This window comes from Phycicoccus flavus (assembly GCF_004025965.2).
Lineage (GTDB): Bacteria > Actinomycetota > Actinomycetes > Actinomycetales > Dermatophilaceae > Phycicoccus > Phycicoccus flavus.
The window spans coordinates 37094-49949 of the sequence record NZ_SAYU02000004.1 but is presented as its reverse complement, the minus strand read 5'-3'; the positions used below and the strand labels follow the sequence as shown (position 1 = coordinate 49949).

General features: G+C 73.7%; 10 protein-coding genes and 1 tRNA gene. 9 read left to right on the top strand and 2 right to left on the bottom strand.

Annotated features, from left to right (window positions below; translation table 11 throughout):
- Window positions 1–6: 6 nt before the first annotated feature.
- The gene (locus EPD83_RS02380) at window positions 7–552 is read right to left on the bottom strand and encodes a PPA1309 family protein (protein WP_128367283.1); all 546 of its coding nucleotides are present in this window, start codon (window positions 550–552) and stop codon (window positions 7–9) included.
- Window positions 553–669: 117 nt separating this feature from the next.
- Between EPD83_RS02380 and EPD83_RS02375 the strand changes: the two genes are divergently transcribed.
- The 9 genes from EPD83_RS02375 to EPD83_RS02335 all read left to right on the top strand — a co-directional run bounded on the left by EPD83_RS02375 (window position 670) and on the right by EPD83_RS02335 (window position 11923).
- The gene (locus EPD83_RS02375) at window positions 670–3780 is read left to right on the top strand and encodes a UPF0182 family membrane protein (protein WP_165566163.1); all 3111 of its coding nucleotides are present in this window, start codon (window positions 670–672) and stop codon (window positions 3778–3780) included.
- A gap of 138 nt (window positions 3781–3918) precedes the next feature.
- Window positions 3919–3992 (top strand) — tRNA-Met (locus tag EPD83_RS02370).
- 90 nt (window positions 3993–4082) lie between these two features.
- On the top strand, window positions 4083–4520 hold the full coding sequence (locus EPD83_RS02365; RefSeq protein WP_128365620.1) for a helix-turn-helix transcriptional regulator: 438 nt from the start codon (window positions 4083–4085) through the stop codon (window positions 4518–4520).
- Between the two features lie 10 nt (window positions 4521–4530).
- The gene (locus EPD83_RS02360) at window positions 4531–4941 is read left to right on the top strand and encodes a VOC family protein (RefSeq protein WP_128365619.1); all 411 of its coding nucleotides are present in this window, start codon (window positions 4531–4533) and stop codon (window positions 4939–4941) included.
- A gap of 39 nt (window positions 4942–4980) precedes the next feature.
- Window positions 4981–7335, top strand: coding sequence for an ATP-binding cassette domain-containing protein (locus EPD83_RS02355; RefSeq protein ID WP_128365618.1), 2355 nt, complete (start codon window positions 4981–4983; stop codon window positions 7333–7335).
- Window positions 7336–7399: 64 nt separating this feature from the next.
- Complete coding sequence (locus EPD83_RS02350) at window positions 7400–8764, top strand: NAD(P)/FAD-dependent oxidoreductase (RefSeq protein WP_128365617.1); 1365 nt, start codon at window positions 7400–7402, stop codon at window positions 8762–8764.
- Window positions 8765–8785: 21 nt separating this feature from the next.
- Window positions 8786–10078: a M16 family metallopeptidase gene (locus EPD83_RS02345; protein ID WP_128365616.1), complete on the top strand. Its 1293-nt coding sequence runs from the start codon at window positions 8786–8788 to the stop codon at window positions 10076–10078.
- Entirely contained in the window at window positions 10075–11421 is a 1347-nt protein-coding gene (locus EPD83_RS02340) for a M16 family metallopeptidase (RefSeq protein WP_128365615.1), read from the top strand. The genes EPD83_RS02345 and EPD83_RS02340 overlap by 4 nt, the downstream gene beginning before the upstream one ends.
- Before the next feature lie 13 nt (window positions 11422–11434).
- A complete protein-coding gene (locus EPD83_RS02335) occupies window positions 11435–11923 on the top strand; it encodes a methylated-DNA--[protein]-cysteine S-methyltransferase (RefSeq protein ID WP_128365614.1) in 489 nt (162 codons plus the stop codon).
- Here the strand turns inward: EPD83_RS02335 and hisN are convergent.
- Window positions 11920–12720 carry a histidinol-phosphatase gene (gene hisN / locus EPD83_RS02330; RefSeq protein ID WP_128365613.1) on the bottom strand — a complete coding sequence of 267 codons (801 nt, stop codon included), beginning with the start codon at window positions 12718–12720 and terminating at the stop codon, window positions 11920–11922. The genes EPD83_RS02335 and hisN overlap by 4 nt on opposite strands.
- Window positions 12721–12856 lie beyond the last annotated feature (136 nt).

Genomic DNA, 12856 nt, shown 5'->3' with positions numbered 1-12856 from the left:
CGGGGGTCAGTCCTCGAAGGTGGCCCGCAGCGCGTGGACCAGGCCCGGGGCGATGTCGTCGCCGAGGGCCACCCGGTCGTCGCTGTCGTGCTCGCGCTGGCGCAGCAGGCACCGCGACTCCCCGGCGCGGGTCACGGCGACGACGAGCCGCACGTCGGCCCGGCCCGGGTGCTCGGCGACGGCCCGCAGCGCGGCGTCGTCGTCGTCGGGCAGGTCCCGCTCGGCCTCCGGCGGCACGACGATCCGCTCGACGGCCAGCGCGCAGCCGGTGACCTGCTCGGGCCAGGCGATCCGGGCCAGGAGGTCCTCGAGGCCGTCGGCCTCCGGCAGCTCGTCCTGTTCGACCGCCGAGAGCGCCCCGGCGGCGGCGTCGTGGGTCGCGAGGCCGTCCGCGAGGCCGGGCTCGTGCTCGAGCAGCTCCGCGGTCGGGACGAGGGCGAACAGGCGCACGCCCTGGTCCCAGCCGCCCCGGGCCACGTGCCGCTCGGTGTCGAGGGCGGCGAGGGTCAGCGGATCGGTCACGGGGCGGGTCTCGTTCGTCACGCGGACCATCGTGCCCGACCGCCGTTTCCGCGAACTCCGGGCGCCCGATGTGCGTTCAGGTCTGCGAGGTAGGTTGACCGTCCTGCCGTGACGCCGACCCCCCGGCACGAGGGGACGAGGAGAGCTGTGAGTCGCTCGGAGTGGTTCGACGGGCCCGGCGGCCCCCAGGGTCCCGGAGGGGACGACCCGCGCCCCGAGGGGGGCGGCGGCGGCGCCCCGCGGCGTCCGGGCGGTCTGCCGCGCCGGCGCCGGGGACCGCTCGTCCCGACGCTGCTGGTCCTCGCCGGCCTGGCCATCGTCGCGGGCATCGCGGCGAACCTCGTCACCGACGTGTGGTGGTACCAGTCGGTCGGCTTCACGAACGTCTTCGTCACCCAGCTCGTCGTCAAGACGGTCATCTTCGTCCTCGCCGGGCTCGTCTCGGCCGGCGCCGTCGCCGCGAGCCTCGTCGTCGCCTACCGCACCCGGCCGATCTACGTCCCGGTCACCCCGGCCCAGCAGGTCCTGGAGCAGTACCGGCAGGCCATCGAGCCGCTGCGCAAGATCGCGGTCGTCCTCGTCCCGGTCGTCCTCGGCCTCCTCGCGGGCTCCGGCTCGATGGGGGCGTGGGAGACCTACCTCCTGTGGGCCAACGGCCAGTCCTTCGGCGTCGAGGACCCGCAGTTCGGGCTCGACGTCGGGTTCTTCGTGTTCACCCTGCCGTGGCTGCGCTTCCTCGTCAGCTTCGTCACCGTCGTGCTCGTCCTGTCCTTCCTCGCCGCCGCGTTCACGCACTACATCTACGGCGGGCTGCAGCTGCCCGGGCGGGGTCCCTCGACCCGCGCCGCGTACGTCCACCTCGGCATCCTCGGCGCCCTCATCGCGCTGACCCGGGCGGGGTCGTACTGGCTCGACCGCTACTCGCTGTCGACGCAGAAGGGCAACCTGCTCACCGGCATCACCTACACCGACGCCAACGCCGTCCTCCCGACCAAGGCGATCCTCGCCGTCGCCGCCGTCATGTGCGCCGGCTTCTTCCTCGCCGCGATCTGGAGCCGCAGCTGGCGGCTGCCCATCACCGGCGTCGCGCTCCTCGTCGTCACCGCGGTGCTCGTCGGCACGGCCTACCCGGCGCTCATCCAGACCTTCAAGGTCAACCCGTCCGAGCGGGTGCTGGAGAAGCCCTACATCCAGCGCAACATCACCGCCACCGGCGCCGCGTTCGGCCTGGACCGGGTCGAGCGCATCCAGAACACCGTCCCCGAGCAGGCGCCGAGCCAGACGGTGCTGCGCGACGACGCCGAGTCCATCCCCGGCGTGCGCATCATCGACCCCAACGTCGTCGCGCCGACCTTCCGCCAGCTCGAGGGCGAGCGCGACTTCTACGCCTTCCCCGACACCCTCGACGTCGACCGCTACACGATCGACAACCGGGTGAGCGACGCCGTCGTCGCCGTGCGCGAGATGAACCTCGGCGGCCTCCCGGACAGCCAGCGCAACTGGATCAACGACCACACCGTCTTCACCCACGGCTACGGGTTCTACGCCGCGTACGGCAACCAGCGCACCGCCCAGGGCGACCCGGTGTTCTTCGAGGACTCCGACCGCAACAACCTCGGTGAGTACGAGCCGCGGATCTACTTCGGCGAGCTCTCCCCGAACTACTCGATCGTCGGGGCCCCGGAGGGTGCCGAGGCCCGCGAGTACGACCGGCCCGGCAGCACCGAGGGCTCCTCGGTCAACAACACCTACTCCGACGGCGGCGGTGTCTCCATCGGCTCGACGCTGCGCCGGGTGGCCTACGCCCTCAAGTACCGCGAGGCGAACTTCCTCCTCTCCAACGCGGTCAACGGCGACTCCCGGATCCTGGACCACCGCACCCCGCAGGAGCGGGTGGAGCGGGTGGCGCCGTGGCTCGAGCTCGACGGCAACGTCTACCCGGCGGTCGTCGACGGGCGCATCCAGTGGATCGTCGACGGGTTCACGACCTCGGCCGACTACCCCAACAGCCGCCTGCTCGACCTCGCCGAGGCGACCTCGGACGCCGTCGCGGCCCGCTCGAACGTCGTCCAGGTCCGCAGCGGCGAGCTCAACTACATCCGCAACGCGGTCAAGGCGACCGTGGACGCGTCCAACGGTGAGGTCCGCCTGTACGGCTGGGACATGAACGACCCCATCCTCAAGGCGTGGAACAACGCCTTCCCCGACTCGGTGCGCCCCCTGTCGGAGATCGACGGGGCGCTGATGTCGCACCTGCGCTACCCCCAGGACCTCATCAAGGTCCAGCGCGACCTGCTCAACGAGTACCACGTGACCAACCCGGACGACTTCTACACCGGCAACGACCAGTGGCGCGTGCCGGCGGACCCGTCCTCGGCGAACGTCGACATCCCCGTGGTCTTCCAGTCGATCGCGCTGCCGGGGGAGGACCGGGCCTCGTTCTCGATCACCTCGCCCTTCGTCCCGCAGAGCAACAACGAGGGCGGGCGCGAGATCCTGCGCGGTCTGCTCGCCGTGGACGCCGACGCGGGCTCGACCGCCGGGAAGCCCGCGGAGAACTTCGGCAAGCTCCGCCTCGTCGAGTACGCCTCCAACGCGGCCCCGTCCGGTCCCGGACAGGTGCGCAACCAGATCCAGAACTCGACGACGCGCTCGCAGAACCCCGCCGAGCCGCTCAACCTCGCGCAGTACATCACGAGCAACTCGGGGCAGGGCAAACGGTTGACCTTCGGCAACCTCCTGACCTTCCCGCTCGCCGGCCAGACCTTCTACGTACAGCCCATCTACGTCCAGGCGTCCGGCGGCTCGGGCTCGTTCCCGCAGAACAAGGTGACGGTGACGGTGTACGGCTCCGACGTCGCGTGGGGCGACACGGTGGACCAGGCCGTCGCCGGGCTCTTCCCGGACGCCCAGGACAACGGCGGCAACGGCGGCAACGGCAACGGCGGCGACGGCGGTGGCAACGGCGGCGGTGACGGCGGCGGCCAGACGAACCCGAACGCCTCGGTCGAGCAGCAGCTGGCCGCGACCATCGCCGACATCCAGGCGGCCTACGCCGAGGGTCAGGACGCGCTGAGCCAGAACGACTTTGCGGCCTACGGCGAGGCGCAGAAGAAGCTCGCCGACGCCATCGCCGAGGCGAACCGGCTGGCCGCGCAGCTGGGCACCCCGCCGCCGGCCGCGCCGTCCCCGAGCGCGTCGCCGTCGCCGAGCGCCTCCCCGGCGCCGTCGGCCTCGACGACCGCGAGCGCCGGCTGACGCCCGTCCCGCACCCCGCCGGCCGGCGGGGTGCGGGACCCGGCGCCTGCCCCACGGGGCCGATTTGAGTCCGGGCGAGGTCCTCGCGTACGCTTCAGGACATACCGAGCGCGGTCCTCAGGCCGTGACTCAACTCGACGCGGGGTGGAGCAGCTCGGTAGCTCGCCGGGCTCATAACCCGGAGGTCGCAGGTTCAAATCCTGCCCCCGCTACTGGACGTGGAGGGCCCGACCGGCTGCAGCCGGTCGGGCCTTCCCGTGTCTGCAGGACCCGCTCCAGGACGGGACGCCTACGCTCGGTCCGTGACGAGCACGGCGCAGGACCGGGTGCGGCGGCTGGAGCGGCTGCGCGCGGTGAGGGACCGGATCGACCGCGAGCACGCCCGGCCCCTCGACGTCGAGGCCCTCGCCCGCGGCGCGTCGATGTCGGCCGGCCACCTGAGCCGCGAGTTCCGCCGGGCCTACGGGGAGTCGCCGTACAGCTACCTCATGACCCGCCGCGTCGAGCGCGCGATGATGCTGCTGCGGCTCGGGGGGATGAGCGTCACCGACGTCTGCTTCGCCGTCGGCTTCTCCTCGCTCGGGACGTTCAGCACCCGGTTCACCGAGCTCGTGGGCTGCTCCCCGAGCGTCTACCGGGCCACGGCCGCGCGCGCGACCGAGGGGCTGCCCGCGTGCGTCGCGCAGCGGGTGAGCAGACCGGTCAGGAATCGAGAAGCGCCGGCGGCCGGGACGTCCTAGCGTCCCTCGCATGGACCTGAGCATCCACACCGTCGTCCTCCCGCACACCGACCCCGAGGCGTCCCTGGCCTTCTACCGCGACGCCCTCGGCCTCGAGGTCCGCTCCGACGTGGGGAGGGGGGAGATGCGATGGGTCACCCTGGGGCCGCCCGGGCGCCCGGACACCTCGATCCTCCTCGCCCCGCCGTTCGCGGACCCCGGCGTCACCGACGAGGAGCGCCGGGTCGTCACCGAGATGATGGTCAAGGGCACCTACGGCTGGATCATGCTCGCCGCCGACGACCTGGACGCCGCCTTCGAGACGATCCGGGCCGCCGACGGGGTCGAGGTCGTCCAGGAGCCGACCGACCAGCCGTACGGCGTGCGCGACTGCGCCTTCCGGGACCCCGCGGGCTCGATGGTGCGCCTGCAGCAGCGGTAGGCCGTTCCCGTGTGCCTCACCGGGTGGCACGATGCCCGCATGGCCGAGCACGTCGCCGACACCCACGAGGTCATCCGCGTCGTCGGGGCGCGCCAGAACACCCTGCGCGACGTCACCCTCGACCTGCCCAAGCGGCGGCTCACCGTCTTCACCGGCGTGTCCGGCTCGGGCAAGAGCTCGCTGGTCTTCGGCACCATCGCCGCCGAGTCGCGCCGGCTCATCGACGAGACGTACCCGACCTTCGTCCAGGGGTTCATGCCGAGCCCGCCGCGCCCCGACGTCGACGCCCTCGAGGGCCTCACGACCGCGATCGTCGTCGACCAGGAGCGGCTGGGGGCGAACCCGCGCTCCACCCTCGGCACGGTCACCGATGCCAACGCGATGCTGCGCTCGCTGTTCGCCCGGCTCGGGGAGCCGTCCATCGGCTCCGCGAACGCCTTCTCCTTCAACATCCCGACCTCCCGGACCAGCGGCACCCGCACGACGGCGACCGGGGCGACGACGCAGGTCGAGGACGAGGTCTACCTCGGCGGCATGTGCCCGACCTGCGAGGGCCGCGGCACCGTGTCCGACCTCGACCTCTCGGTGATCCTCGACGAGTCCCGGTCGCTGCGCGAGGGCGCGATCCTCGTCCCGGGCTACACCGCCGACGGCTGGCTGGTCGCGACGTACATCGAGTCCGGCTTCCTCGACCCCGACAAGCCCGTCCGCGACTACACCGAGCGTGAGCGGCACGACCTCCTGGAGCGCGAGACGACGAAGGTGCGGGCCAAGGGCATCAACGTCACCTACGACGGCCTGCTGCCCAAGCTGCGCCGGTCGATGTTCTCCAAGGACGTCGACTCCCTCCAGCCGCACGTGCGGGCCTTCGTCGAGCGCGCGGCCGTCTTCCGCCCCTGCCCGGCCTGCGACGGCACCCGCCTCAACGACGCGGCCCGCTCCTCGCTCGTCCACGGCCGGAGCATCGCGGACGTCTCGGCCATGCAGGTCACCGACGCCGCCGACTGGCTGGCCGGTGTCGACGACCCGCGGGTGGCCCCGCTCGTGGGGTCCCTGCGACGCCTGTTCGCCTCGTTCGTCGAGATCGGCCTGGGCTACCTCTCCCTGGACCGGCCGTCCGGGACGCTCTCCGGGGGCGAGGCGCAGCGCACGAAGATGGTCCGCCACCTCGGCTCGGCCCTCACCGACGTCACCTACGTCTTCGACGAGCCCACGGTCGGGCTGCACCCGCACGACATCGCCCGGATGAACGCGCTGCTGCTCGAGCTGCGCGACAAGGGCAACACCGTCCTCGTCGTCGAGCACAAGCCCGAGACCATCGCCATCGCCGACCACGTCGTCGACCTCGGCCCGGGCGCCGGGAGCGCGGGCGGCACGGTGTGCTTCGAGGGCAGCGTCCAGGAGCTCGCCGCCTCCGCCACCCTCACCGGGCGCCACCTCGGGCACCGGGCCCGCCTCAAGGAGTCGGTGCGGACCCCGAGCGGCGTGCTGGAGATCCGCGGCGCGAGCACCCACAACCTGCGCGACGTCGACGTCGACCTGCCGCTCGGCGTCCTCACCGTCGTCACCGGGGTGGCGGGGTCGGGCAAGTCCTCGCTCGTCCACGGCTCGGTCGCGGGGCAGCCGGGGGTCGTCGTCGTCGACCAGTCGCCGGTGCGCGGCTCCCGGCGCTCCAACCCCGCGACCTACACCGGCCTGCTCGAGCCGCTGCGCAAGGCGTTCGCCAAGGCCAACGGGGTGAAGCCGGCGCTGTTCTCGGCCAACTCGGAGGGCGCGTGCCCCACGTGCAAGGGCAACGGGACGGTGTTCACCGACCTGGGCTTCATGGAGACGGTGGCGACGCCGTGCGAGGACTGCGGGGGCCGGCGGTTCCGGCCGGCCGTCCTCGAGATGCGCCTCGGCGGGCTCGACATCGCCGAGGTGCTGGACCTGTCCGTGCTGGAGGCCCGGGACTACGTCTCCTCGGGCGAGGCCCGCACCCCGGCCGCCGAGGCCGTCCTGGCCCGGCTCGAGGACGTCGGCCTCGGGTACCTGCGACTGGGGCAGGCGCTCACGACCCTGTCCGGTGGGGAGCGGCAGCGGCTGAAGCTCGCCGTGCGGATGGGGGAGGAGGGCGGGGTCTACGTCCTCGACGAGCCGACGAGCGGGCTGCACCTCGCCGACGTCGACCACCTCCTCGCGCTGCTGGACCGGCTCGTGGACTCCGGCACCTCGGTGCTCGTCATCGAGCACCACCAGGCGGTCATGGCGCACGCCGACTGGGTCGTCGACCTCGGACCCGGGGCCGGGCACGACGGCGGCCGGGTCGTCTTCGAGGGCACGCCGGCCGACCTCGTCGCCGCGAGCCCGCGCACCCTCACCGGCGAGCACCTCGCCGCGTACGTCGCGTCGTGAGACGGCCCGTCCGCCCCCGGCGTGTCGCGGAATCACCGGCGCCCGCCCGCCCGTTGCACCGCACGTGAGCACCGACACCCGCCGCAAGCACCGCATCGTCGTCATCGGCTCCGGGTTCGGGGGGCTGTTCGGCACCCAGGCCCTGCGGCGCCGCGACGACGTCGAGATCACCCTCGTCGCCCGGACCGCCCACCACCTCTTCCAGCCGCTGCTCTACCAGGTGGCCACCGGCATCCTCTCCGAGGGCGAGATCGCGCCGAGCACCCGGGAGATCCTCGCGAAGCAGAAGAACGCCCGCGTCATCCTCGGCGAGGTCACCGAGGTGGACCTCGAGGCGCGCACCGTCACCTCGCAGCTGCTCGGCACCGACACCGTCACCGAGTACGACTCCCTCCTCGTCGCCGCCGGGTCCGGGCAGTCCTACTTCGGCAACGACGACTTCGCCACCTACGCCCCGGGCATGAAGTCCATCGACGACGCCCTGGAGCTGCGTGGCCGGATCTTCGGCGCCTTCGAGCTCGCGGAGCTCGCGCGGACCGAGGCCGAGGCCCGCCGTGCGCTGACCTTCGTCGTCGTCGGTGCCGGCCCCACGGGGGTCGAGATGGCCGGGCAGATCGCCGAGCTCGCGAGGCGCACCCTCAAGCACGACTTCCGCCGCATCGACCCCACCCAGGCCCACGTCATCCTCGTCGACGGCGCCGACACCGTCCTGCCCGCCTTCGGCGAGCGGCTCGGCGGCGCGGCGCGGGAGCGCCTCCAGGAGCTCGGGGTCGACGTGCGGACCTCGACGATGACCGTCGGCGTCGACGAGACCGGCGTCGAGCTGCGCGGCCCCGACGGGCACACGACCCGGGTCGAGGCGCTGACGAAGATGTGGGCCGCGGGGGTGCAGGCCAGCCCGCTCGGGGCGCAGCTGGCCGAGCAGTCCGGCGCCGGGACCGACCGGGCCGGCCGGGTGAAGGTCCGGCCCGACCTCACCCTGCCGGGGCACCCCGAGGTCTTCGTCGTCGGCGACATGATCAGCCTCGACGACCTCCCCGGCGTGGCCCAGGTCGCGATCCAGGGGGCCCGGTACGCCGCGAAGGAGATCGGCAGGCGCCTCGACGGCGAGGAGCCGCAGGGCCCCTTCGAGTACTTCGACAAGGGCTCGATGGCCACCGTGTCCCGCTTCAGCGCCGTCGCGTCGGTGGGGAGGCTGCGCTTCCACGGCTTCGTCGCCTGGCTGCTGTGGCTCGGGGTGCACCTGGTCTACATCATCGGGTTCAAGAACCGCATCACGACGCTGCTGCACTGGGCGGTGAGCTTCCTCGGTCGCGGCCGCGCCGAGCGGGCCGCCACCCAGCAGCAGGTGTTCGCCCGCCGGGCCCTGGACGAGGTCGGCCGGCGGATCACCGACGAGGCCGGCGAGAAGGTCCGCGACGCGTCCTGACCCCGGGCTTAGGGTGACGCCATGCCGCTGGACTACCCCCTGCACCGACGCACCCTGCCCAACGGGCTGCGGGTCGTCGTCTCGCCCGACCACACCGTCCCCACCGTCACGGTGAACATCTGGGTGGGGGTCGGGTCCCGGCACGAGCAGCCGGGACGCACCGGGTTCGCCCACCTCTTCGAGCACCTGATGTTCCAGGGCTCGCGCGAGGTCCGCAGCGGTGAGCACTTCGAGGCCCTCATGGCCGAGGGTGGCCGCCTCAACGCGACGACGTGGTTCGACCGCACGAACTACTTCGAGACCGTGCCCAAGGGGGCGCTCGAGCTCGCGCTGTGGCTCGAGGCGGACCGGCACGGGCACCTCCTCGACGCCCTGACCCAGGAGAACCTCGACAACCAGCGGGACGTCGTCAAGGAGGAGAAGCGGCAGCGCTACGACAACCAGCCGTACGGGTTCGCGCTCGTCGACATGTACGCCGCGCTCTTCCCCCAGGACCACCCCTACCACCACCCGACGATCGGGTCGATGGCCGACCTCGACGCCGCGACGGTCGAGGACGTGCGCACCTTCTTCACCCGCCACTACGCACCGGACAACACCGTCCTCACCCTGTGCGGCGACGTCGACCCCGACGAGGGGTTCGCCCTCGTCGAGCGGTACTTCGGCGACCTCGACGCACGGGCCGAGGCCCGGCGCCCCCCGCACGAGCCGCTGGAGCCGCTCGCGGCCCCGGTGCGGGTCGAGCGCCGCGACCGGGTGCCGAACGACCGCCTCCACGTCGCCTTCCGGCTGCCCGCCGACGAGACCGACGACCTCGTGGCCGCGAGCGTGGCCCTGGACTGCCTCGGCGGGCTCTCGACCTCGCGCCTGGTCCGCCGGCTCGTCCGGCGCGAGCAGACCGCCGTCGGGGTGCACGCCAGCGCCTGGGGCCTGGTCGACGGCGCCTCGATCGGCTTCGTCGTCCTCGACGTCGCGCCGGGGGCCGACCCGCAGGGCCTGGAGTCCGCGCTCGTCGAGGAGCTGGAGCGCCTGGCGCAGGAGGGCCCGACCCCCGCCGAGCTCGAGGCGTCGCTGGCGCAGACCGAGCGCGGCTGGCTCAGCGCGCTCGCGGGTCAGGAGGAGCGGGCCGACCTCATCAGCCGGTACACCCTGCTCCACGACGACCCCGGCATCGTCAACACCTATCTGGACCGGGTCCGCACGGTCACCGCGCAGGATGTCATCGACGTCACCCGCCGCTGGCTGCGGCCCGAGAGCCGGGCGGTCGTCGCCTACCTCGTCGACGCGCCCGCCGAGACCGAGGAGGTCGCGTGACCGCGCGTCCCGTCGTCGCCCCGCCCGAGCCCTGGGCGTTCCCCGCGCCGCAGGAGCACCTGCTGCCCAACGGCGTGCGCCTGCTGCTGCACGACCTCCCCGGGCAGTACGTCCTCTCCCTGCGGGTCGTCGTGCCCTCCCCGGTGGCCGCCGAGCCGGCGGGCCAGGAGGGCATCGGGTCGATGACCGCCCGGCTGCTCGACGAGGGCACCTCCGAGGCCGGCTCCGAGGAGTTCGCCGAGCGCATGGAGCGGATCGGGATGGTCCTCGGCGCCGGGGTGTCCGACGGCGGGCTCGTCGTCGACGTCGACGTGCCGCAGGCCCACCTCGCCGCGGCCGCCGACCTCGTGCGGGCCGCCCTCGCCGACCCGGTCTTCCCCGAGGCCGAGGTGCGCCGCATCCTGCGCACCCGGCTCGCCGAGATCGAGCAGGAGCGCGCCTCCTCCGCGCACCGCGCCTCGCGCGAGTTCTCCCGGACCCTGTGGGAGGCCGCCGACCGGGCCGCGCTGCCGGTCGCCGGCACCGCCGCCACGGTCGGCGCCCTCACCCGCGAGGACGTCGTCGCCCACCACGCCCGCGTCGTCGGCCCCCGGGGCGCGACCGTCGTCCTCGCCGGCGACCTCGCGGGCGTGCCCGCCCTCGAGGTGCTCACCGGCAGCCTCGGGTCGTGGACCTCGGGGACGCAGGACGCCCCGGCGCCGTCGCTCGCGCCGGTGCCGGCGGCCGACCGGGTGCGCCTCGTCGTCGTCGACCGGCCGGGCTCGGTGCAGTCCGAGATCGTCGTGGGCTGCCCGGGGCCGGACCGCTCCCTCGCCTCCGGCTGGGCACCCCACCCCGTGCTGTCCTTCCTCGTCGGCGGCTCGCCCGGTGCCCGCCTGGACGCGGTCCTGCGCGAGGAGAAGGGCTACACCTACGGCATGCGCTCGGTGTTCCGGCCGCGGGTGGCCGGCGGGATGTTCCTCGCCTCGGGGTCGGTGCGCACCGAGGTCACCGCCGAGGCCACCGGGCTCGTCGTCGACATCCTCGACCGGGCCCGCGACGGCTTCACCCCGGCCGAGCTGCGCTCCGGTGTCGACTTCATCGCCAAGACCGCCCCGGGCCGCTACGCCACGGCCGACGCCGTCGCCGACGAGTCCGGGTCGCTGGCCCTCGAAGGGCTGGCGCCGGACTTCACGACCCGCAACCTCGAGGCGGTGCGGGCGCTGACCCTCGAGGACCTCGACGCCGCGTACCGGCGGACGGTGACGGGGGAGTGGACGGCCGTCGTCGTCGGCGACGCCGCCGCGGTGGTGCCCGGCCTCAGCGAGCGCCTCGGGGTCCCGGTGACCACCGTCGACCTCTGAGGGGTCCTGCGCCGTGCTCGTCGTCGACTCGCCGGTGGGGCCGCTCGGCCTCGTCGCGCGGGACGGTGCGCTGAGCGAGGTCCGGTTCGACGCCGGCCCCGCCGTCCCCGGACCCGGGGAGGAGCCGCCGGACCCGGTCCTGGAGCGGGCGCGGGACCAGCTGGCCGAGTACTTCGCCGGCGAGCGCCGGGTCTTCGACCTGCCCCTGGCACCGCACGGCACGCCGTTCCGCCGGCAGGTGTGGCAGGCCCTCGCGCGGGTGCCGTGGGGCACGACGACGACCTACGGGGCGCTCGCCGCCGGGCTGGGGCTGCCGCCGGGCGCCTCCCGCGCGGTGGGGGCGGCCAACGGCGCCAACCCCCTGCCCGTCGTCCTGCCCTGCCACCGGGTCGTGGGCGCCGACGGCACCCTCACCGGCTACGCGGGCGGCCTCGCCCGCAAGGCCACGCTGCTGCGCCTGGAGGGCGTCCCCACCGAGCGCAACCAGCAGGTGCTGTTCTAGGGGGCGGAGCGTCCCGGCACCGCCAGGCGGGCCAGCACCTCGTCGTGCAGCAGGCCGTTGGTCGCCACGGCGTTGCCGCCGAAGGGGCCGTCGACCCCGTCCAGCGAGGTGAACCGCCCGCCGGCCTCGGTGACGACGGGCACGAGCGCGGCCATGTCGTACAGGGCGAGCTCGGGCTCGGCCGCGATGTCGACCGCGCCCTCGGCGAGCAGCATGTAGGACCAGAAGTCTCCGTAGGCCCGCTCGCGCCAGCAGGACCGGGCCAGGTCGAGCACGGGCTCGAGGCGGCCGGCCGCCTCCCACGAGGTCGTGCTCGACAGGGACAGCGACGCGTCCTCGAGGCGTGAGACCCCGGACACCCGGAGCTGGTGGGCGCTGGTGAGGCTGCGCCCCGCCCAGGCTCCGGCACCGACGGAGGCCCACCAGCGCCGGCCGAGGGCGGGCGCGGCGACGAGGCCGACGACCGGCACGCCGTCGTCGACGAGGGCGATGAGCGTGGCCCAGACCGGCACGCCGCGCACGAAGTTGTGGGTGCCGTCGATGGGGTCCACGACCCACTGGCGGGCGCTGGAGCCGGTGCGCGGCAGCTCCTCGCCGACGACCGAGTCCCGCGGCCGGGTGCGCTTCAGCTGCGCGCGCACGAGCTCCTCGGCGTCCCGGTCGGCGTCGCTGACGAGGGTGGCGTCCGGCTTGGTCTCGACGTGCAGGTCGGCGGCCCGGAACCGGCCGGTGGTCACGCGCTCGACGGCGTCGGCGAGGACGTGGGCCAGGCGGAGGTCGTCGTCGTAGCCGGGCACCCGCACACCGTAGCCGCTCGCGCCGGAGATCTTCCGGCGACGGCGGGGGCCGCGTCGCGGTTCGGTCACAATCTCGTCTCGGCACGTCACGGAACTTCCATCGGTGGGGGTCGGTGGTCTTTAGTGGAGCCGCACG